The organism is Kitasatospora sp. NPDC088346 (assembly GCF_044740765.1).
GTDB lineage: Bacteria > Actinomycetota > Actinomycetes > Streptomycetales > Streptomycetaceae > Kitasatospora.
In genome coordinates, this window is the sequence record NZ_JBIURH010000077.1 from 1 (window position 1) to 22,038 (window position 22,038).

The 22,038-nt window shown below is 71.1% G+C and carries 12 protein-coding genes; 6 read left to right on the forward strand and 6 right to left on the reverse strand.

What is annotated here, in order from left to right:
• Positions 1-363 precede the first annotated feature (363 nt).
• Both ACIOFR_RS39325 and ACIOFR_RS39330 read right to left on the reverse strand, forming a co-directional pair.
• A complete protein-coding gene (locus tag ACIOFR_RS39325; protein ID WP_401005197.1) occupies positions 364-1,983 on the reverse strand; it encodes a cation acetate symporter in 1,620 nt (539 codons plus the stop codon).
• Positions 1,980-2,345, reverse strand: coding sequence for a DUF485 domain-containing protein (locus ACIOFR_RS39330; RefSeq protein ID WP_401005199.1), 366 nt, complete (start codon positions 2,343-2,345; stop codon positions 1,980-1,982). The genes ACIOFR_RS39325 and ACIOFR_RS39330 overlap by 4 nt, the downstream gene beginning before the upstream one ends.
• A gap of 1,043 nt (positions 2,346-3,388) precedes the next feature.
• Here ACIOFR_RS39330 and ACIOFR_RS39335 point away from each other — a divergent pair.
• The 6 genes from ACIOFR_RS39335 (at position 3,389) to ACIOFR_RS39360 (ending at position 12,612) form a co-directional block, all read left to right on the forward strand.
• Positions 3,389-4,975 carry a discoidin domain-containing protein gene (locus ACIOFR_RS39335; RefSeq protein WP_401005201.1) on the forward strand — a complete coding sequence of 529 codons (1,587 nt, stop codon included), beginning with the start codon at positions 3,389-3,391 and terminating at the stop codon, positions 4,973-4,975.
• 712 nt (positions 4,976-5,687) lie between these two features.
• Positions 5,688-6,743, forward strand: coding sequence for a substrate-binding domain-containing protein (locus ACIOFR_RS39340; protein WP_401005203.1), 1,056 nt, complete (start codon positions 5,688-5,690; stop codon positions 6,741-6,743).
• A gap of 1,122 nt (positions 6,744-7,865) precedes the next feature.
• Positions 7,866-8,669, forward strand: coding sequence for a LytR/AlgR family response regulator transcription factor (locus ACIOFR_RS39345; RefSeq protein WP_401005205.1), 804 nt, complete (start codon positions 7,866-7,868; stop codon positions 8,667-8,669).
• A 544-nt stretch (positions 8,670-9,213) separates the two neighbouring features.
• Positions 9,214-9,594: a hypothetical protein gene (locus ACIOFR_RS39350; protein ID WP_401005207.1), complete on the forward strand. Its 381-nt coding sequence runs from the start codon at positions 9,214-9,216 to the stop codon at positions 9,592-9,594.
• Positions 9,595-9,616: 22 nt separating this feature from the next.
• Positions 9,617-11,398, forward strand: a complete 1,782-nt coding sequence (locus ACIOFR_RS39355; protein ID WP_401005209.1) for a cation acetate symporter — start codon at positions 9,617-9,619, stop codon at positions 11,396-11,398.
• Positions 11,395-12,612, forward strand: coding sequence for a sensor histidine kinase (locus ACIOFR_RS39360; RefSeq protein ID WP_401005211.1), 1,218 nt, complete (start codon positions 11,395-11,397; stop codon positions 12,610-12,612). The genes ACIOFR_RS39355 and ACIOFR_RS39360 overlap by 4 nt, the downstream gene beginning before the upstream one ends.
• 204 nt (positions 12,613-12,816) lie before the next feature.
• Here ACIOFR_RS39360 and ACIOFR_RS39365 read toward each other — a convergent pair whose 3' ends face one another.
• The 4 genes from ACIOFR_RS39365 to ACIOFR_RS39380 form a co-directional block, all read right to left on the reverse strand.
• Positions 12,817-13,938, reverse strand: coding sequence for an RICIN domain-containing protein (locus ACIOFR_RS39365; protein WP_401005213.1), 1,122 nt, complete (start codon positions 13,936-13,938; stop codon positions 12,817-12,819).
• Between the two features lie 515 nt (positions 13,939-14,453).
• Positions 14,454-16,583, reverse strand: coding sequence for a family 20 glycosylhydrolase (locus ACIOFR_RS39370; protein ID WP_401005215.1), 2,130 nt, complete (start codon positions 16,581-16,583; stop codon positions 14,454-14,456).
• Positions 16,584-17,088: 505 nt separating this feature from the next.
• Positions 17,089-19,161, reverse strand: coding sequence for a SpoIIE family protein phosphatase (locus ACIOFR_RS39375; protein WP_401005216.1), 2,073 nt, complete (start codon positions 19,159-19,161; stop codon positions 17,089-17,091).
• 373 nt (positions 19,162-19,534) lie between these two features.
• Positions 19,535-20,644 carry a DUF2637 domain-containing protein gene (locus ACIOFR_RS39380; protein WP_401005218.1) on the reverse strand — a complete coding sequence of 370 codons (1,110 nt, stop codon included), beginning with the start codon at positions 20,642-20,644 and terminating at the stop codon, positions 19,535-19,537.
• Between the last annotated feature and the right edge of the window lie 1,394 nt (positions 20,645-22,038).

Below are 22,038 nucleotides of genomic sequence, written 5' to 3' on the forward strand. Positions count from 1 at the left end.
CGCGGCGGCGGTCACGTTCGCGGCCGCGGCGAGCTCCGCCGGCGGCGCGAAACGGCGGTCCTCCTTGAGCAGGTTCGCCAGACTCTCGTTGCTCATCATGAACTCCAGGTATGTGATCATTCGGGGGCGGCCGTGCCTCCCCCCGTGCTTGTTGTCGATCATCCGGCCGCCGCGGCCCGGTCCGCGCAGGAGGTCCTGGCGCGGCCCGCCCAGGCCGGCGGCCTTCGCCTGGTCCCGGTGTTCCTCGCAGGCACGGGATCAGGCGAAGGCCGATTCGGCGTCCGGTGGATTGATCAGGGCGGTGGCTGGATCAGGGTGGTGGCTTTCGGCAGGTCGTTCGCGGCGGATGCCTCGAAGTCGGAGCTAGTGGGCGCCGAGCCCGGTGAGGGAGCGGACCTCCAGTTCGGCGTACTTGGCGGGGTCGGCCTTCTCCTTGGAGAGCAGGGTGGCGATGGCGCCGGCGAGGAAGCCGATCGGGATGGAGACCAGGCCGGGGTTCTCCAGCGGGAACCAGTGGAAGTCGGAGTGCGGGAGCAGGGAGGTGGCCTTGCCCGAGACGACGGTGGAGAAGGTCACCAGCAGCACGGAGCTGATCAGGCCGGCGTAGACCGAGGTGACCGCGCCGGCGGTGTTGAAGCGCTTCCAGAACAGCGAGTAGAGCAGCGTCGGCAGGTTGGCGGAGGCCGCGACCGCGAAGGCGAGGGCGACGAGGGCGGCGGTGTTCAGCTTGTCGGCGAAGAGCGACAGGACGATGGCCACGGCGCCGATCGCGACGGCGGCCAGTTTGGCCGAGCGCACCTCCTCCTTCTCGCTGGCCCGGCCCCGGCGGATGACGTTGGCCCACAGGTCGTGGGCGAAGGAGGCGGAGGAGGCGAGGGTGAGACCAGCGACCACGGCCAGGATGGTGGCGAAAGCCACCGCGGAGATGACGGCGAGCAGGATCGCACCGCCGGTGGAGCCGGCCCCGCCTCCCAGGTATTCGGCGAGCAGCGGGGCGGCGGTGTTGCCGGCCGCGTTGGAGGCCTTGATGGTCTTCGGGCCGACCAGGGCGGCCGCGCCGAATCCCAGCACCAGGGTCATCAGGTAGAAGCCGCCGATGATGCCGATGGCCCAGAGCACGGACTTGCGGGCGACCTTGGCGGTGGGAACGGTGTAGAAGCGGACCAGGATGTGCGGCAGGCCGGCGGTGCCGAGAACGAGCGCGATCCCCAGGCTGATGAAGTCCAGTTTGCTGGTCCCGGTCGCGCCGTACTTCAACCCCGGTTCGAGGAAGGCGGAGCCCTTGCCGCCGGCGTCGGCGGCCGCGCCGAGCATGGTGGACAGGTTGAAGCCGTACTTGGCCAGCACCAGGACGGTCATCACGCCGGCGCCGGCGATCAGCAGGACGGCCTTGACGATCTGCACCCAGGTGGTGCCCTTCATGCCGCCGATCACCACGTAGACGACCATCAGGGCCCCCACGGCGACGATGGTCCAGCGCTTGGCGCCGGTGCCGCTGACGCCGAGCAGCAGCGCGACCAGGGAGCCGGCACCGACCATCTGGGCGAGCAGGTAGAAGATCGACACCACGATGGTGGAGATGCCGGCGGCGGTGCGTACCGGGCGTTGGCGCATCCGGAAGGCCAGCACGTCGGCCATGGTGAAGCGGCCGGAGTTGCGCAGTGGCTCCGCGATCAGCAGCAGGGCGACCAGCCAGGCGACCAGGAAGCCGACGGAGTAGAGGAAGCCGTCGTAGCCGTACAGGGCGATGGCGCCCGCGATGCCGAGGAAGGAAGCGGCGGACATGTAGTCGCCGGAGATGGCCAGGCCGTTCTGGAAGCCGGTGAAGCCGCGGCCGCCGGCGTAGAAGTCGGAGGCGCCCTTGGTCTGGCGGCCGGCCCAGACGGTGATGCCGAGGGTGGCCAGCACGAAGATTCCGAACAAGCCGATGGTCAGGGCGCGGTGCTCGGTGGCGGAGCCGGCGGCCAGCAGGGTGGTGGTCATGAGGTGGCCTTCCTGGGGGCGGAGCGTGCCCCGGTGGTGTGGCCCTCGCGGATGGCGGCGGCCCGCGGGTCGAGGCGGCGGTCGGCGTAGCGGGCGTACCAGGCCGCGATGGTGAAGGTGCTGACGAACTGGAGCAGGCCCAGTGCCAGGGCGACGTTGACGTGTCCGTACACCCTGGCCGCCATGAAGTCGGGGGCGTAGTTGGAGAGCAGGACGTACAGCAGGTACCAGAGCAGGAAGCCTGCCGTCACCGGGAACGCGAAGCCCCGGAAGGAACTGCGCAGCCCGCGGAACTCCTCGGTCCGTTCGAGGTGTTCCAGGCGGTCGGGGGCTGCCCGACCGGCGGTCGAAGAGGTTTCCACGGGGTGCCTCCTGAGGTCAGCGGGTGGAGTGAGGGTGGGGGGAACGGGCGGCCAGGCTGGACCGTCGACGTGTCGGCGCCGCCAGGGCCGGGTGCCACCGCAGTCGTCGGTACCGTCGCCCAGCGGTGGATTCGTCTGCGGCGCATCCCAACCCGGACGGGAGCGCGACGAAAGACGTCCCGGCCGGACGTGCGGCGAACGGTCGCCTTGTGCGCCCAGCGGTACGCCGAACGGTCGAGCGGACGCCGGCTTCCGTCCCCTCACCACCACCGGCACGACCCGCCCCCGCCACGCGCGCCGTGCCCCCGAGCCCATGAAGGCCTCCTCACCGGCCCGCTCGGTCACCTCGTCTTCACCGCCCGCCAGGAGGCCCGGCACGGCTTCGGGCCGGGCGGGGGCTTGGTGGCACCGCCCTGCGGGGCCGGCAGGGTCGTGGATGCCTCGGTGGGTTCGTATCGGGGACTCTGACGGGCGATCAAGGACGCCGGGGTCGCTCGGAACGGCGCACCTGAAGGCTGACTGTCCGTCAGGCCAGCTTGCCGGGGTGGGGGCGAGCGGCCGAGGTCACAGAGAAGTCTCGGCCGTTCCATCCCCTTGACGATCGTCGCGTTCGGAGGGTGTCATGTGCCTCATCGCGTCCGAGCACCTCAGTTCTGAGTGCTTTCGTCGAAGTGTCCCGGGCAACAACCGGCCCGAGGCGTGCGGCTTCCCTCCGACGCCCGAGCACCGCTACCGGGACCCACCCGCCTCGTCGAGACCTCCCGTGCCGAAGCCCCCCCCGGCAGGCTGGCGCCTCGATCGAGCCGCCGGACACCGCCACACACCCGCTCGTCAGCACACGGAATCCGCGAACACCGCCGCGCCGTCCAGGCCCGCCCCCGTCCCACCGTCCTGCCGACGCATCCGCGTCGCCGCAGACAACGGCTCCACCGGACCCCCAGGCCGCGGGAGTGATCCGTCCCCAGTCGCTCGCCCCCCGTTCCCCCACATGACGACCCGACTATCCCCCACTCTTAAGGACAGACCGTAAGGAACATCCACCCATGTTCAGAAGAACCGCCGTCCGGCGACCGGTCGAGGGCCGCAGCCCTCAGCACGAACCCGCCTCCCCCACGCCCTCCACGGCAGCACACCGGGCACGCACCGGCCCCACCGACGCCCGCCGACTGGTCACCTCGCTGGCGGCCGCGCTCGCCCTGCTGGCGGGCTCCGCCGCCCTGGCCCCCTCGGCGGCGGTGGCGGACCCCCCGCTGGATCCCGCACACGCCCCGTACGCCGCCAATGACGCGCCGGTGCTGATCGCGCTCGGCCAGAGCAACGCGGCCAGCGCGACGCAGATGTCCAACCCCGACGACGTTGCCAAGTGCGGGAACTTCACCCACGTCAAGGGCCTGAAGAGGACCGACAACCGCATGGCCGGCGCTCTCAACGCGACGTGGGCGCCCTACACCTGTGCCGGCACCAACATGGGTGCCGACATCTACCCGAACTCCTACAGCGTCGCATCGCTGACCGCACTGCGATGGGAGCAGGCCATCAAGGACGGCCAGAGCCTTCCCGACCTGTACGTGATCCACGTGGCCTGGGGAGGCCAGGGCATTCAGGAAGCCGACGCTCCGAACAACCGATGGTGGCCCGACCGCGACCAGTCCGATCGCGAAAGCCTGCACCAGCTCACTCTCAACACCATCTCCAACAGCCTGCGGGCATTGCGGGACGCGGGCAAGACGCCCCGGATCATCGGCATGCACTGGAACCAGTGGGAACAGGAAGCACACACCGGCGTCACCGCGACGATCAGTGCCAGCCACATGCAACAGGCGTTCCGCAACGTCCTGGACCCGCTGCAGACCATCACCGGCACCACCGGATACCCGGTCTTCCTCTACCGCCCGCGCTCGACCACCTTCGACGCGACGGCCACGCAGCACGTCACCGACGCGCTGACCGCACTCGCCAACCTGCCCGCGCCCAACCCCTACAGGCTGATCGACCCCGCACTCGCCACCACGGCCACCGGCACCCCCCTCTACGATCCCTCTGCCGGCCCCATGTACGGAATCTTCCAGAGCGACCGGATCCACTACACCCAACCCGTGCAGGAATGGTTCGCGGCCCAGCAGTGGAACAGCGTGTTCACCGACGGCCGATTCGGCGCGCCGGTCGCGGGCACCTCGAACGCGGCTCTGGGAAGACCGACCACCCAGTCCTCCACCTTCGGCGACGATCCCGGCGCGGCGGCGAGCCGGGCGGTGGACGGTAACACCGACGCCACCAACCTGAGCCAGACCAAGCTGGACACGAACGCCTGGTGGCAGGTCAAGCTCGTCGGCCAGCTGCCGATCAGGGGCGTGCGGATCCTGAACCGCACCGACGACTGCTGCAAGGCGCGCCTCAGCAACTTCTACCTCATCGTGTCCGCCACCGACCTGACCGGCCTCAGCTGGGCCGACATCCAGGCCAGCCCCGACCCCAGAATCAAGCGCATCTGGGTCAAGGGCACCGCACCCAACCAGATCACCCTCCCCGTAGGAGTCACCGGCCGGTACGTGCGCATCCAGCTCGCCGGCACCAACTACCTCGCACTGCCCGAGGTCCTCGTCGACGTCCCCACCCCGGCCGCCCCGTAACCACACGTCACCGCAGGACCGCCACACATCCCGCCAATCGCGACACCGGCCGCCCTCCCCGTGGCGGCCTGCCGGTGCCGACCTGCGGCACGGGCGGGGCCGCGGGGCCTTGGCGCTTGCGTGTGGCAATCTCTGACGCATAGCCAGGAGCTCCTCGTTCCGGCTGTCCGTCGTGCTCCGGTTCCGGGGCAGGCACCGTCCGGGGCCACTCGGAACCGCGCACCTCGTGTCAGTCCGTCAGGAGTGCCCACGTCGTGGGGTGTGGGGCATGGGGTCGAGGTCACAAGGAAATCTCGGCCGTTCCATCCCCTTGACGATGGTGCTGCGAGCGGGATCTCATATGCCCCATCACGTTCAAGCATGTTTGTTTCTGAGTGATTTCGTTGAAGTGATCCACGGTGTCGTCCGATCCGAATCACGTCGTCGGGTTCCGCTGACGTCCGGTCACCGTTGCTGGCGCCCGGCCACAGCTTCCGGGATTCCCGCTTCGTCGAGCCCGTCCGTGCCGGGGTGGAACCCCCTGGCCGCCCGGCACCTGGACCGGATCTCTTGACATCCGTGCGGCCGTGTCCGGACGGATGTTCGCGGAGCACGCCCGGTCACCTCACCAGCGGTTCGCCCGGCCCTTGCCGGCGGGCGCCGCACCACCTCCACGCCGCTGTTCTCTCCCCTTCCCTCCCGCGCGGAGTCGCGCGTCCCCCTGGAGCCGTTCATGTCCCCCACCTCGCACCGCCGCGCCGCGGCCGCCACCGGTCTCCTGCTCACACTCGCCCTGAGTACCGCGTGTTCCACCGGTCAGGAGTCCGCCTCGTCCTCCGGTACCGGTGCCTCGGTGGCGCCGGTCTCCGGGAAGATCTCGATGACCTACCTGCAGAAGCAGGGCGACCAGGAGTACTTCATCGGCGAGGCGGCCGGCGCCAAGGCCAAGGCCGCCGAGCTCGGCATCGACCTGAAGGTGGTCAACCTGGGCAACGACGCGAACAAGACCGTCAGCGAGGTCCAGTCCGCGATCGCGCAGAAGTCCAACGGCCTGATCATCGTCGTCCCCGACCCGGCCGTCGGCCCACAGGTCGTCCAAGCGGCCAGGGACGCCAAGATCGCCCTGCTCACCTCCGACGACCAGATCTGCGCCACCGGCCCCGACCCGTCCGCCTGCGCCAAGTCCGACCTGGTCCCGCGGATCGGCTTCTCCGGTACCCAGATGGGCGGCGAGGTCGGCAAGCGCGCCGCAGAGGAGTACCAGAAGGCCGGCTGGAACCCCGCCGACACCCGGACCATCTCCGCCTGGAAGCAGGACGTCACCGTCTGCACCGACCGGGTCAAGGCCGCCAAGGCCGCGTTCGCCGCCGGCGCGAGCGCGGGCGTCCAGAACATCGACGTCGCCACCGACAACACCCCCACCGGCGCCCAGGACAAGATCGCCGCGACCGTCACCGCCAACCCCGGGGTGAAGAACTGGGTCGTCTGGGGCTGCAACGACGAGAACGTCCAGGGCGGCGTCACCGCGCTGGAGAACGCCGGCTTCAAGGCCGACCACGTCATCGGCGTCGGCCTCGGCGCCTACCTCGCCTGCAAGAACTGGAACAGCGGCAAGCCCACCGGCATGCGCGCCGCACTCTTCATCAACGGCAAGGACGTCGGCGCCCTCGCCGTCCAGACCCTCTACGACAAGCTCAAGAACGGCAAGGACATGCCCGCCGAAGCCTTCGCCCCCACCACCATGGTCGACCCCACCACCTTCAAGACCAGCGGCGCCACCTGCAACTGACCCCACCCCGCACCACTCCCCGGGACCGTCCCCGGCCTGCCCCCACAGGCCGCGGACACCCCGAGAGCGTCCCCGCCCCCGCCGGGCACCCGGCCCACCAAGGGAGCACCCCGGGCGCCCGGCCGCACCACCGGCCACCCCCACCCGGGCCCGGCGGCCTGCACGCCGGTCCGCACCAGCCCCCTCGACCGCTGGACGAGTCCGGACGCGACACCCTGCTGGACGGTCACCCTCCACACCCGCAAACCCGACGGCAGCTGCGGCACCCACACCTTCGTCCAGCGGGCGACCACCCCCCACCAGCGCCGTCAACGCCGCCATCGGGCTCAGAGCGCCACGGCGGTACGCCACCGCCGCGGCACCCGGCCCCGACATCCCCGGCCCAGCCTGACAGATCCACACACGTGCCCGCGCCGGTCGCGGATCGGGCGAGGGCGATGCCACTCACACAGGGCGAACGGCGGCGGGCCTCCGAGAGCCCGCCAGACCCGCCACCGCCGACCGACACCACCGCGCACCCACCAGGCCGGCGGCAGCAGCCGCAGCCGGCCCCTTCCACCGGGCGCCCCCTGGCCGCCCGGCCCCGAGCAGCCCCGGCCGGTCTTCCCCCCCTGCCGGCCGGGGCCCCACCTCTCCCCTGCTCGCCGCCCTACGGGCCCGCCGTTCAGTTCCCACCGACGTCCCGAGGCGAACGACCCCGCGACCTGCCCCGGCCGAACACCTCCCCGCCGATCCGGCCCGCCACCACGCCGTCCCACGTCACGACCACCCGGCCCTGGCCTGCGGGAGCCACCCGGTAAATCGCCATGATCACCTCCCCCAGCTCCCAACTCCCCTCTCCGCCCCTCCCCACCCAGGAGATCATCATGAAGCTGTCCCTCGTGCCGTGGAACCGTGAGGTTCCTCCGGCATCCGCCTCCACCAGACCCTGCACCCCGACCCGGGGCAGAGCCCAGGGGCCGGAGGACCGGCCATGGACATGGACAACGTGCGCGACCTGGCGATCCCCTGGCCAGGACGGACGGCAGCTGAAGACTCACAGCACCCGGCCGGCTCGCCCACGGCAGGGAGTGCGGTACGCGCCCGTGGCCCGGCGCCCGCTGCGCCCGTAAAATGGGCGGTATGTTGCGCGTACTGGCTGTCGACGACGAGAAGCCGGCGCTGGAGGAGTTGCTGTACCTGCTGCGCTCCGATCCACGGGTCCACAGCGCCGAGGGGGCGACCGACGCCGCCGAGGCCCTACGCCGCATCAGCCGGGCGCTCGACGTCGGACCCGACGGCGCGGACGCCATCGATGTCGTCTTCCTGGACATCCACATGCCGGGGCTGACCGGGCTCGACGTGGCCAAGCTCCTCGCCGGTTTCGCCCGCCCTCCCCTGATCGTGTTCGTCACGGCCCATGAGAACTTCGCCGTCAAGGCCTTCGACCTCAAGGCCGTCGACTACGTACTCAAACCGGTGCGGCGCGAGCGACTGTCGGAAGCGGTGCGCAGGGCGAGCGACCTGGCCAAGTCCGCGCGCGAGGAATCCACCCCGGCCGAGGACGCGCAGACGCAGCCGTCGGCCACGGGAGTCCCGGTGGCCGATGACGCGTCCGAATACATCTCGGTGGAACTCGGAGGGGTCACCCGGTTCGTCGCGGTCGGCGACATCGCCTACATCGAGGCCCACGGCGACTACGCCCGGCTGCACACGCCCGAGGGCAGCCACCTCGTGCGGATCCCCCTGGGCACGCTGGAGGAGCGCTGGGCCTCCCGCGGCTTCGTACGCATACACCGCAGTCGCCTCGTCGCTCTCGGCCGCATCGACGAACTGCGTCTGGACTCCGGGACCACCACCGTGCGTGTGGGAACGGCGGAACTCGCGGTCAGCCGCCGCCACGCACGCCAGTTGCGCGATCTGCTGATGCGCCGAGCGAGGGGCTGACTCCCGGCGCCGTTCCCCTGGCGCCCGGCCGCCGGGCGGCACGCCCGGCGACCCGAAAGGCCCGTTGGTCGAACGGCCGCCCGAGCCGACGGCCCAGCCTCCTGCCGCCTCCACTCTTGATCATCGGCAAGGGTCAAGGGGGTCGGATGTCCGACATGGGAAGCGTTGCAGCACGAACTCCACGGGCCGGCGCAGCTGATCCTGACCTCCGGACGATGTCACCGCGCTCCTCGCCGGGGCCAAGGCCGCGGCCGGTCGCTGGGCCGACGTCCTCGACGGCATCGAGGAGTCCGCGGATGGTCTCCTCGGCCCGCACGCGGAAGCGGGTCTCGAAGCCGCCTTCCGCCGGGCCGAGCGGTCGAGTCGTTCGTGGAGCTGGATATCGCCTGGCCGCCACCCGGGACGCGCAAGCGAGCGACCGCGACGACCGATAACAGGACGTAGCCGCGCATAACCTACCTTCTTCCGCAGCCGCTCTGTAGTCTTCGAAGCCTCCCGGGCACCCGCCCGGGCAGACCCGCCACCACACACCGGAGCGGACGCGATGCCCGCAGAGCACCGACCCCGCCGCGAGGTCGTCACCGGCGTTCCCAGGCGCGTCCGCCGCCCGCCCCGCGACCGTCCGGCCCGCAGTGAAATCACCGAGCAGACCGCCCTGGGCGACGTCTACGTACGCTCCCTGATGCGTAGCCAACTGCGCGCAGCCGGCTACGCACTCGGCACACTCCTCGTCCTCGTCGGCACCCTCCCGCTGCTGTTCGCCCTCCCCGCTGCCGCGCTCGGCTCCTTCTTCCCGTCCGACCCACTCCTCTGGGCGGTCCTCGGCGTGGCCGTCTACCCGACGCTGTGGCTCATCGCCCGCCGCTACGTCCGCCGGGCCGAACGCAACGAGCGCGACTTCACCGGGCTCGTCGAAGGACGCTGAACGCACCCATGGGGACCTTCCGGTGAATCAGGCCTACGCGGTGACGGCCGTCGCCCTCGTCGTCCTCGCGACCGTCCTCATCGGCGCACTCGGGCTGCGCATCTCCCGTACGACCTCCGACTTCTACGTCGCCTCCCGCACGGTCGGACCCGGCCTGAACGCCGCCGCCATCAGCGGCGAGTACCTCTCCGCCGCCTCCTTCCTCGGCATCGCCGGACTGATCCTCCTCCAGGGCCCGGACATGCTCTGGTACCCGGTCGGCTACACCGCCGGCTACCTCGTCCTGCTCGTACTCGTCGCCGCCCCGCTGCGCCGCTCCGGTGCCTACACCATCCCCGACTTCGCCGAAGCCCGCCTCGAATCGCCCGCCGTGCGCCGGCTGGCGAGCCTCTTCGTCGTCGGGATCGGCTGGCTGTACCTGCTGCCGCAGCTCCAGGGCGCCGGCCTCACCCTGGAGATTCTCACCGGCGCCCCCGAATGGCTCGGGGGACTGGTCATCGCCGTTGTCGTCACCGCGACCGTCGCCGCCGGGGGCATGCGCAGCATCACCTTCGTCCAGGCCTTCCAGTACTGGCTCAAGCTCACCGCGCTCCTCGTACCCGCACTGTTCCTCGTCGCTGCCTGGTTCGGCGACGACGCACCCCGCGTCAGGTTCGACGCTCCTGCGGTCTTCCGGGAACACACCGTCGTACGGATCCACAGCACCGTCCGCGTCCAGCTGGACCAACCCCTGACCGTGGGTGTCGTCGGCAGCGTCGACGGCGCCCGGTACGACGGCGGCCGGCTCACCCTGGCCGAGGGGATCCACCGGATCAGCGCCGCGACCCAGCTGTCCTTCCCCAGCGGCGCGGAGGTCCCCCGACGGGCCTCCACCGGCGCCGACCCGTTCTGGTCCCAGCCGCTTGCGGGCGGCCGCGAGGGCTATCAGCTGTACGCCACCTACGGACTGATCCTGGCGACCTTCCTCGGCACCATGGGCCTGCCCCACGTCGCGGTCCGCTTCTACACCAGTCCCAACGGACAGGCCGCGCGCCGTACCATCCTCGTGGTCCTCGCCCTGGTGGGCGCCTTCTACCTGCTGCCACCGGTCTACGGCGCCCTCGGCCGCATCTACGCACCCGAGCTCGCCCTCACCGGCGCGGCCGACGCCGTGGTGCTCGTGCTGCCACAGCACGTGATCGGGGGCGTGACGGGGAACCTGCTGGGCGCACTGCTCGCCGGCGGTGCCTTCGCCGCCTTCCTGTCCACCGCCTCCGGGCTGACCATGTCGGTCGCGGGAGTCCTCTCCCAGGACGTGCTCCCCTCACCCGCCGTCCGGTACTTCCGCCTGGCGACCGTGATCGCCATGGCGGTGCCCTGCGCCGTGAGCGTCGTCGCCACCCACGTACCGGTCGCGGACGCGGTCGCACTCGCCTTCGCCGTCTCGGCCTCGTCCTTCTGCCCGCTGCTCGTCCTCGGCATCTGGTGGCGCCGGCTGACCCCGCCGGGCGCCGCGGCCGGCCTTCTCGCCGGAGGTGGCGCGGCCCTGACCGCCGTACTGGCGACCCGAGCCGACATCGTCCCGGAGGGCTGGATCAACACCTTGCTGGCCTGGCCCGCCGTCTGGTCGGTACCGCTCGGTTTCCTCACCATGGTGCTGGTGTCCCTCGCCACACCCCGGCACGCACCGCCCGGAGCCGCCGCCATTCTGGCGCGTCTCCATCTGCCCGAGGACATGCTGGGCCGCCCGCAGTCGGAGGGCGAGCAACGGCGAGGCACCGGGGACAACGCGTCTGACCCGACGGCCCTCAGGAGGCAACGATGACCGCGGCCGCACTCGCCGTCCTCCTCACCGTCGCGGCCGTCGTGCTCGCCGCCGGTGGGTTCTGGCTCGGCCGGGCAAGCGCACGGCGCGGCTCCGGCCCCGACCTCGACCTCGGCACCCCGGTCGAGCGGGCGACCTTCCACACCCTGCACACCGCCTCCCTCGCCGCCCCGCCCCTGCGTGCCGGACTCACCGAGGACACCGCCCGCAAGGCCACCCGGCAGCTGCGTCCACTGCTCGGCACCGAGGCCCTGTGCCTCACCGACCGTGAGGCCGTACTTGCCTGGGACGGCCGCGGTGCCGACCACCATCCACCGCGGGTGATGGCGCGCATCACCGGCGTCCTCGACTCGGGGCGCAGCCAGAGCGTGTCCACCGATTGCGACGACCCCGAGTGCCCCCTCCGCTGGGCCGTCATCGCCCCGCTGACCGGGGAGGAGGGCGTTCTCGGCGCGTTGGTGGCCTACGGCTCTAGAGAATCGGCAGTGCTCGTTCGGGCCGCGACCGAGGTCGCCCGCTGGGTGTCCGTGCAGCTGGAACTCGCCGAACTCGACCGATCCCGGACCCGGATCATCGAGGCCGAGATAAGCGCGCTGCGCGCCCAGATCTCCCCACACTTCATCTTCAACTCACTGGCCGCCATCGCCTCCTTCGTCCGCACCGACCCCGAACAGGCCCGCGAACTCCTGCTGGAATTCGCCGACTTCACCCGGTACTCGTTCCGCAGGCACGGTGACTTCACCCACCTCGCCGACGAGTTGCGCTGCATCGAGCAGTACCTGGCACTGGCCGGCGCCCGTTTCGGCGACCGGCTGAAGGTGACCCTCCAGATCGCCCCCGAGGTACTCCCCGTCGCCATGCCCTTCCTGTGCCTCCAGCCATTGGTGGAGAACGCCGTCAAACACGGGCTCGAGGACTCCAGGGACGACTTCCGGATCTCCATCTCCGCCCAGGACGCCGGCGCCGAGGCAGTCGTCACCATCGAGGACGACGGCATCGGGATGGACCCGGGAGAACTGCGCCGCATCCTTGCCGGAGAGGCGATCAGGGCGTCGGGCATCGGCCTGTGCAACGTCGACGAGCGACTGCGACAGGTCTACGGCGACACCCACGGACTCGTCATCGAGACGGCCGTGGGCGCGGGCATGAAGATCACCGTCCGGCTTCCCAAGTACCGGGCGGGCGTCCACAAGACCCCCGGTGGCGGGCTCTGACCGTCATGTCCCCGGTGAACCGTCCACGAGGACGCCCGGCGAGAGACCGCCGCGCGATCCACGGCGGGGCGTCCGCCCCGTCCGTGCTGCTGCCGGCTGTACTGCGACACGCGGGGCGGGCCGTCCCTGGGAACGGCCCGCCCCGCGTGTCGTCACGCCGCGACCGTGGTCGGGCCGCCCGCCGGCAGCGGGCGGCGGAGTCGGCTAGGAGTGGCAGTCGGGCGCGGTGGCGCTCGCTCGTGCGGAGTAGACGGTCGCGAGGCCGTTGCTGGTGGCGAGGGGGATGGCGATCGTGTCGCGCACCGTCCAGGGGTAGATTCCGCCGAGGTCGAAGGTCCAGGTGCCGGTCACCTTCTGGGCGACCTTGGCGAGTTCGACCCAGCCGTACTGGCCGGGCGGGACGCTGAACCTCGTCTGGTCGGCGGTGCTCTGCGAGTTCGACCATACGGCCTTGACGGAGATCTTCAACTTGACGGTGACCTTTGCGATGAGCGAGGTGACCGCCCCGGTCTCGAAGCCGGTCTCCAGTTCGCTGCCCAGCTCGTTGGAGTACCCCGTGGTCTTGGTGAGGGTGAAGGTGTGGTCGAGTGGGGCCGAGGTGCCGTTGTACCAGATCTCCGACTCGCAAGAGGTCGGCAGCGGGGCGGCGGGGGCTTCGGACTCCGCGTTCCATGAGCACGTGTCAGGTGTTGCCTGGCACTTCTTGGCCGCGTGGTCGATGGCGAGGTCCCAGACCGCGTCGTGCGGCCCGCCACCCACGCTCCACAGTTGGCTGCCTGTCGGTTGGCACCTGGCCGCGACGACGGGCTGGCCCGGGGTCGGGGTGTGCTCCTCGCCGCCGAACACGGTCAGGCACTTCCCGGAGTCGACGTTTCGGATCATGAACTTGTACCCGGGGCCCGGGTTGAAGTACCAGCGCTGGGAGGCCCTGTCCTGGCAGTTCGAGGGCGCGAGCAGGTCGTAGCCGGCGGCGGCGCCCAGAACACCGACGCACTTGCCGGACGCCCTGTCCGAGATTTCGAAGGTCGCATCCGGCTGGTTCACGCTCAGGCGCCAATGCCGGCCGTTCCATGTCGAGTCCACCGCTACCTGCTGGTTCGGCGCGGCGCCGGTGTTCAGCGCGAGCCCCTGACCGCCCGGCAGCCCTGAGAACAGGGTCATGCAGTCGAGGCTCTCCTCCGCCTGGGGGCAGCGGGAGTCCGGCGCTGCCGCGCGGGCGCTCGGTGCGGGGGCGAGGGCGCCCGCGAGGGCGAGCAGCGCGACGGCCAGGGCGGCGACCGCCCTGCGCGCGATCTGCGGGGCTATCACGGACAGTAACGACTTCACGAGTAACTCCTCGGTATGCATGGGAATCTGAGGTGTCGCCGGGGGCGGGTCCGTTCGGCGTCGGAGGTGTTCCGGGCCTGCGGGGGGCCTTCGCGGCGCGGGGAAGCCGGTGGACACCGACAGCGTGAGTCCGGCCCGACCGGTGGCGTGGTGAGCGACAAAGTTCTACCTGGTGGGCGTTTTCGCCGCGGTGCCTTCGGCCGTAGTCGCCAGCGTCTGGTTACCTGCACGGGGCGTTGCTTCCCGACGGGAAGTCACCTGGGCGTCCAGGGGCAGGCGGTGCCGCTCCCCGGGTTGCGGGGACACGGAAGCCGCAGGTCTGGCGATCGAACGGATCTGTCCCTCAATCAGCTCTGTTCCGTAATCGGTGGTATCGGGCTGCGTATCCCCGCTGGGGCGGGGACGTCGAACCGGGTCCGCCGACAGGCGACCTGCGGGTGCCCGCGGGCGCACCCCGCCGCGGACGAAGGGGTGTGTCCGGAGCCGGGGGTGGGGTGGTGGCCGGGGCGGGAGGGTCAGTCGATGGTCCAGTGCTGCAGGGCGGTGTCGGTGTCGGGCTGCTGGGTCGCCTTGGCGCCCTTGACGGACGCGGTGGCGGTGAGTACGAGGCCGGTGCCGGCGGAGGTGATGGTGTACTGGTCGAAGTTGGTCGGGGTGGCCTTCCAGCGCTGGGCGGTCCGGCCGTTGCAGGTGCGCTGGACGACGGCGGTGCCGGGGCCGCCGGTGGCCTCGGCGCACTTACCGGACCTCTTGTTGGTCAGGGTGTAGGTGTCGTCGGACTGCGCGGTGATGGTCCAGGTCTGGGCGTCCGCGCGGTTGGGCGTCCACATCAGCAGGTCGGAGCCGTCGGAGGTGGAGCCGGCGTTCTCCAGTGCGACGCCGCCGGTCTCGATGCTGTGGGTGCCTTCCACGGTCGTGACGGTGCCGGGCCAGGGGACGCCCGGGGCGGCGAAGTAGCCGATGCCGGCCGCCGTCCAGCGCGGTCCCTGCTGGGCCAGGCGCTGGCGGAAGCCGTTCCAGCCGCGGACGGACTGGGGGCTCCAGCCGACCTCGGCGATGGCGGGCAGTCGGGGGAAGCTCATGTAGTCGGCGTAGGCCTGGGGTACGGGCCAGTTGGTTTTCGGGGTGGGCAGCGAGCCGCTGCCTTCGTAGGCGCGGTCGGCCCAGAGGGCGGCCTCGACGCCTGCGATGTTCTTGGCGGGGACGAGGGGGCCGGTGCCGTCCATCGTGCCGGTGACGGTCGCCGGGTCCCACTCGTAGGACCGCCGCACCGGCACGTAGCCGACTTCGGCCCAGTGGACGCCGTAGGGGGTGGAGACGTCGTACTGCATGTCCAGGTAGGCGTGGTCGGAGGGGGACATGACGAACTTGGCGCCCTGCGCGACCCCGTTGCGGACGAAGCGGACGCTGTTGGTCTCCTTCTCGGTGCCGATGCTCTCCCGGTCCTCGTCCTGGCCCCAGTACTGCAGGAGGGTGCCGGCGGGGATGGGGGCCTGTCCGAGCTGGTGCCAGGCCATCACGGTCTTCGCCTGTCCGACGGTCGCGTCGGTGGCCGCCTTGACGTAGGCGGCGTACTGCTCCGGGGTGGCCTGCGGGGTCTCGTCGCCGCCGATGTGGATGTAGGGGCCGGGGGTGAGCTTGGCCACCTCCTTGATGACGGTGTTCAGGAAGCGTCTTACGTTGCCCGTGTGCGTCCCATCCTCCAGACAGTAGAGGCTGATGCCGACGTCGAAGCCGGAGTAGGGCGCCTTCGCCTTGTTGTCGCAGTTCAGTCCGGGCACCGAGGCCAAGGCGGCGTCGGTGTGGCCGGGGCCGTCGATCTCGGGCACCACGGTCATGAAGCGGGAGGAGGCGTAGGCGACGATCTCCTTGTAGTCCGCCGCCGTGTAGTACCAGTCGGTGCCGCCGGTGAACCCGCTCTGCGTGGTGGCGCCGATCCTGGTCAGGTCCGGCAGCGCGTCGATGGCGATGCGCCAGCCCTGGTCGTCGGTCAGGTGCAGGTGCAGGGTATTGATCTTGTAGGCCGCGGCCTCGTCGATATAGCGCTTGACCTGGTCGACGGGGAAGAAGCGGCGGGCGACGTCCAGCATCACGCCGCGGTACTCGTACCGCGGCGAGTCGGAGATCTGCACCGGCGAGACGGTCCACGTCCGGGGCTGGTTGCTACGGGACTCGACCGCGGCAGGGAGGAGTTGACGGAGGGTCTGCACTCCCCGGAACAGGCCCTCGGCCCCATGCGCCCTGATGACGACGCCGTTCCGGTCGGAGGTCAGGGTGTATCCCTCGGCTCCCAGGTTCTTGGGGCCGTTGGGGTCCAGGACGATGGCGTTCTTCGGCGCCCGGGTGTCCTTGACCACGTGCAGGTCGTAGCCCGTCGCGGGGGCGAGCAGCTTGGAGAGGTAGGTGCCGACGCCCAACGCCTGCGAGTCCTTCGAGAGGACGGCGATGCGCGTCCGGGGGGCGAGGGTGAACCCATGGCCTGCCACCACCCGTTGCGAGACCGGCAGCGGCACGAGGGCGTAGGCGGAGGTGGAGGGCGCGGGGGTAGCGGCCACGGCTTGGGAGACCGTGGCCGTGAGCGGAAGCGTGAGGGTGACTGCAACCAGGACGGCGAGACGCCGGCCTCGCCGGTGCAACCGATGCATGGATGACTCCTTCAGACACGAAGGCACGGGACCGCACACCACGGTGGACGGTCGGAGGATGTGATTCACGCCGGCGGCGACAGTGACGCGCGGGGGTCGAGCACTGGGCATCGGACCGCTGGGGGTCATCCGGGCGTGCTGCACCGGAGAGGACCGCCACCGCAACCGTCCGCTGCGCAACCGCTCACGATGGGCAGCGGACGTACGACGCGACTTACTGGGAGTGCAGGATGATGCTTGAAACTGCTTCAACCATGCACTCTTCAAACACTTTCAATCATGAAGGTGCCAGGGGAGCTTACGGAGTGTCAAGGCCTACGCGGCCATGGATCTGTCCGTTCGTGGGCGGTTTTGCCGCAGCGGCCGCCGAGCCGCTTGAGGGCCCGTCAGCGCCCCTGTCGCCGCCCGATCGCGGCCGGCTCCGCAGGGCAGAAGCGGGAGGCGCCGCCGCCCACCAGGACCGGGGCCGAGAACGTCCGACGAGTGGGCGAAACGGCCCAGGCTCCTATCTCCCGGGCGGGAGGAGCTGTTCCGTCCAGATGCACTTCCCGGTGGCCGCGTGCCGGGTACCCCACCGGTGGGAGAGTGCCTCGATCAGTTGGAGACCGCGCCCGCCCTCATCGGTGGTCGAGGCGCGGCGGATGTGCGGCGTGGTCAGGCTGCCGTCCGACACCTCGCATATGAGCACGTCGCTGCGCAGCAGCCGAAGCTGGACAGGGCCCTTGGCATGCCGGACGACGTTGCCCACGAGTTCGCTGACGACGAGTTCCGTGGTCACGACCAACTCGTCCAGGTCCCACGCGGCGAGTTGGTCGCGGGCGTGCCGCCTGGCCTCGCCGGCCGCCACGGCGATGTCCGGTAGCGCCCAGGAGGCGATGTCCCGGCTCGGGATACGGTGGAGCCGGGCGATGAGCAGGGCGGCATCGTCGCAGGCCTGCTGAGAGGGCAACAGCTCGGAGACGAGGGTGTCGCCCATCAGGTCGAGGCGCCTGGCGACCTCGTCCTGGTCGGTGTCGGGCGGCAGCCAGCCGGCCGTGCCGGTGGCCGCGTCGAGAACGTCCGCGAGTCGGGCGATCCCACGGCCGATGTCGCGTGTGCGGGACTCGATCAGACCGTCCGTATACATCACGACCAGGCTGTCCGCGGGTAGGACGAGTTCGGTGGTGTCGAACGGGGGTGTGGCGGCGCCCAGCGGCGGGTTGAGAGCGAGATCCGGGAAACGCACCGTGCCGTCGGGGTGCACGATGGCGGGCGGGGGATGGCCGGCGCTGGCGAAGGCACAGGTGCCCGAGACGGGATCGTAGACCGCGTAGAGGAACGTCGCGCAGAAGTCGTCGCCCAGGCCACTGACGATGTTGTTCACATGCACGACGAGTTCCTCGGGAGGCAGATCGAGGGCCGCGAGGGTGTGCACCGCGGTGCGAAGTCTGCCCATGGTGACCGCCTCGGACAGCCCGTGGCCCATCACGTCGCCGATGGCCAGAGCGACTCGCCCCGAGGTGAGCGGGATCACGTCGTACCAGTCGCCGCCGATCTCGCCACTGGTGGGCACGAAACGGGCGGCGGCGGTGACGGCCGGCAAGGACGGCAGAGCGAGGGGAAGCATGCCACGTTGCAGCTCTTGGGCTCGGGTGTACTCGGCGTCATAGAGGCGGGCCCGTTCGAGGGCCTGGGCGATCAGTGCGCTCAGTGCACCCAGCAGCGCGCGCTCGTTCTCACTCAGGGTGCGCCGCTGGCTCCAGCTGATGCAGCAGAATCCGATGACGCGGCCCGAGACGATCAGCGGCAGGAAGGCCCAGGAGCTCTTCCCCCCTATGGCCACGAAGTCGGCCGTCGCCGGATAGCTGCTGATCAGTTCCTCCGGGGAGGGAAAGAACATCAGCGCATGAGGGGCGGAGAGGACGTCACTGACAGGAGTGCCCTCAGCTATCTCCGTCACGTCGGCCTTGCGGACCAGCTCGGTGAACACCGGTGGGTAACCGGCACAGCCGACCGACCGCAAGCCGCCCCTCTCCACGGCCTGGATGATCAGACCGGTGGCGTCGAACGGAGGCAGAACGTGTTCGACCACGGTCCCGACCACATCGTCGGAGGTGATGGCGCTCGCGAGGGCCGTGGTCAGCTGGGCGACCCGAGCGGAGTACCCGGCGGTATCGTTCCCGCGATGCTTCCGGTGGTTGATGAGATCGGTGAGATCGGTCAGGAAGAGCAGGAGCCCCTCGGCGACAGGTACGAGCCGGAACCGGTACCAGCGACCCGGCGTTTCGAGACGCCCCTCGTGCTCGACCGGTGCGGCGCCCGCCATGGCCTGCTCGAACAGACCTCTCAGGTCCGGCGCGACAGCCTCCGGAACCCCCTGCCACAACGGGTCCCCGAGCAGTTGCGGGGCGGGGCCCAGAACCTTCTCCGCTTCGCTGTTGGCGTAGGTGACGTTCCCCTGGCCGTCACACGCCACCAACGCGTCGCCCATGGATCCCAGTGAGCGCATGATCGACGCGGACGGCAGGCACGGCCCAGCGGCATCCCGAGCCGTTCCGGTCCACTGCGTGCCGCCGTGGTGAGTCTGCACTGGATCCATTCCGTCACCTGCCGTGGCTTTGGAGTTCCGGCGGCCCAGAGGAGCGACACCAGTGCGCTGCAGCCGACACGGCACACCCGCCGTCGGTGTCTGCGAGCGGCCGAGTCGGCGCCGGCGGCGCGTCCGTCCCATTCTATCGGCTTCCTTCTCAGGTCGGAGGACCTCACTGTCAACCTCCCGCCGAGATCGCGGCAGGTTCATGCCGTCTTCCGGGCCGCGCCGGAGTTGACGTGGTGCGCTCCGTCCGTGGGTGCGGCAGAGCCGTGCCGAAGCTCCGACCGTCACGCCGCTGACGTGGAGAACCGGTCTTCAAGCACGGCGATCCGGTCCCTTCGGACACACAATTTCCAAGATCCCCGACAGCATCGGGTACTCAGCCGAGCCGTTGTTCGATGGCGCGAAGCTTGCGCTCCAACGCGTCCAGTTTCGGCAGCGACAGGGTGTCGTCGTCGGCGGTCAGGTCGACGGTGGTCTGCTCGGGGCCGTCGTTGAGGAGACGGTCGCGACGGACCTCGGAGTCGGCCCCGGGCCGGGCCGACAACGGAGTGGGACCGACGGCGACAACACGCCGCAGACTGCGCGGGCGGTCGGGCTCGGCGGCTGGGAGGGGGTCCGGGCCGCTCGGCTGCTCCTCGGAGGTGGCGGCACCGGCGGCCGGGGCGAGCATCCGGTGGCCGCGGGCGCGGGCGAACGGTCCGCTGCGGCGGGCGATGGCCTTCAGCTCGGCCCGTTCGCGGCGGTCGGCGCTGCGGGTTCGCAGCCTGGCCTCCTGCTTGGCCTGGCGCTCCTCCCGGACCTCGTCGACCGCCTCGTCCAGGCTGCGGACGTTCTCCAGCAGCATCAGCGACCAGGCCGCGAACGTCTCGCGGGGCGCACGCAGCCAGCGCACGATGCGGATCTGCGGCAACGGACGCGGCACCAGGCCCTGCTCGCGCAGCGCGGCCCGGCGGGTCTGCTTCAATGCCCGGTCGAACAGGATCGCGGCCGAGATGGACATCCCGGAGAAGAACTGCGGCGCGCCGTCGTGCGAGCCGCCGCGCGGCGCGTGCACCCAGTTGAACCAGGCCGAGGCGACCGCGAACACCCAGACCAGCAGGCGGGAGCCGAGCGCCGCGTCGCCGTGGCTGGCCTCGCGTACCGCCAGCACCGAGCAGAACATCGCCGCGCCGTCCAGGCCGAACGGCACCAGGTACTCCCAGCCGCCCGACAGGCCCAGGTTCTCTACGCCGAAGCCCACCAGGCCGTGGAACGACAGAGCTGCCGCCACGCCGGCGCAGCAGAACAGCAGCACGTACGAGGAGACCCCGTAGACCACCTCACGGCGCCGACGCCGCTCCTCGCCGCGCTCCCAGGAGTCGGCGGCCTCACCGGACCGGTCGGCCTTGCGGTTCCGAAAGCGCAGGAACACCACCAAGGCGAGCATCAACACCATGACCGCGCCGACGGCGACGGCTCTGGACAGCTGTATCGGAGTCAGGTTCATGACGGATCGGGCCTCGCTGTGACGAGTGATGGGGACAGGAACGGTCTGATCATCTGGAACGCAGACAGGCCCGTGGCCCGCCCTACGTTCGAGCACCGTTGGTCGGTCGGAGAATTCACCACGGCGGCTGTCACGTGGCAGGGTGGCCGGGAACCCCGGTCGGGTCCGGGGAGCCGTGCGCGGAATCGGTCACCGGCGGTGACGGAACCGGGGTGGGCGGTGCCGCGCCGGGAGACCCGGAGGGCGGCGGGGCCGTGCCGGAGGGTGAGGCCGAGGGTGGGGTGGAAGACCCGGCAGTGGGCAGGGCACTCGGCGAGGGTGTGGCCCTGCGGCCGGGCGCAGCGAGTGCGGTCGGCGTGGACGATCCCGCGACGGGTACGGGGGCGGATGAAGAACGCACCGGGGTCGGCGTGGCCGGGGCCGGGGCCGGGCGGACAGCGACGGGCCGTGGCCCGGCGGGCGTCGCGGACGAGGGGGTGGCTGGTGTGCTCGGCCCACCGGCGGGCGCCGGGGCGGGTTGGGTGTCGGCCGGCGGGAGGTCCTGGGCGGCCGCATCCGGCGTGGGCCCGGCTGTTCCGGTCGGAAGGTTCCGGACGGTGAGGGGCAGTCCCGCCAGGACGGCGGTGGCTGTTGCTGCGACAGCCGCCCAGAGCGCCGCCTGACGGGGCGACGGTCTTCGCCCGGTGGCACCGGCGCGGCGCGGGCGCTCCAGCGGCCTCGTACCCCGGCCCGCCGGTGCCGTCGGGGGCGCCACCGACGCGGCAGCGTCCCGCACCTGGAGCAGGTGCGGGCCCTCGTCGGGAGTGAGCACCACAACCCGCCCGTCGTCGCCCGGTTCGCCGACACCGACGGGAGCCGCCCCGGCCGTCGAGGTGACCGCGCAGATGCCGCAGGCCGGATCGCCCCCGGCGGCGAACCCGGAGCCGGTGGGGCCCGCCGGTCGGTCACTCTCCGCTTCCAGGATCTCCGCCAGGCGGGGACAGGTACGGTCGGCGACCAACGTCACATGGGCGCACAGATACTCGTCGAACCGGCTGCGTGCGACATCGGCCCGCTCGGCGTTCTCGGCGGTCCGGCCGGCCCAGGGCGGCGCATCCGCGCTAGCGGCCAACTCCACCACCGCCTCCAGGACCGCCCGACGGCACGCTTTCGGCGCGGCCAGCACGGCCCGCAGCACGGTGACCTCCCTATGGGTATGGACGGCTGACGGTTCGACCGGCTGCCGTTCCCCTGACGGGCCGGCAAGGACGGCGGCGGCCCGACCCGGCGAGGCGGGGGGGGCCGGGGGGCCCCCCGCCCCCCCCGGGCCCCCCCCCCCCGGCCCCGCCCCCCCCCCACCCCCCCCCCCCCGCCGGGGGGGGGGCGGCCCCCCCCCCCGAGCCCCCCCCCCCCCC

Excerpts from the sequence above, each read along its gene's own strand:
- ACIOFR_RS39325 (WP_401005197.1), bottom strand. The coding sequence starts at position 1,983 with ATGACCACCACCCTGCTGGCCGCCGGCTCCGCCACCGAGCACCGCGCC.
- ACIOFR_RS39335 (WP_401005201.1), top strand. The coding sequence starts at position 3,389 with ATGTTCAGAAGAACCGCCGTCCGGCGACCGGTCGAGGGCCGCAGCCCT.
- ACIOFR_RS39340 (WP_401005203.1), top strand. The coding sequence starts at position 5,688 with ATGTCCCCCACCTCGCACCGCCGCGCCGCGGCCGCCACCGGTCTCCTG.
- ACIOFR_RS39345 (WP_401005205.1), top strand. The coding sequence starts at position 7,866 with ATGTTGCGCGTACTGGCTGTCGACGACGAGAAGCCGGCGCTGGAGGAG.
- ACIOFR_RS39350 (WP_401005207.1), top strand. The coding sequence starts at position 9,214 with ATGCCCGCAGAGCACCGACCCCGCCGCGAGGTCGTCACCGGCGTTCCC.
- ACIOFR_RS39360 (WP_401005211.1), top strand. The coding sequence starts at position 11,395 with ATGACCGCGGCCGCACTCGCCGTCCTCCTCACCGTCGCGGCCGTCGTG.
- ACIOFR_RS39370 (WP_401005215.1), bottom strand. The coding sequence starts at position 16,583 with ATGCATCGGTTGCACCGGCGAGGCCGGCGTCTCGCCGTCCTGGTTGCA.
- ACIOFR_RS39375 (WP_401005216.1), bottom strand. The coding sequence starts at position 19,161 with ATGGATCCAGTGCAGACTCACCACGGCGGCACGCAGTGGACCGGAACG.
- ACIOFR_RS39380 (WP_401005218.1), bottom strand. The coding sequence starts at position 20,644 with ATGAACCTGACTCCGATACAGCTGTCCAGAGCCGTCGCCGTCGGCGCG.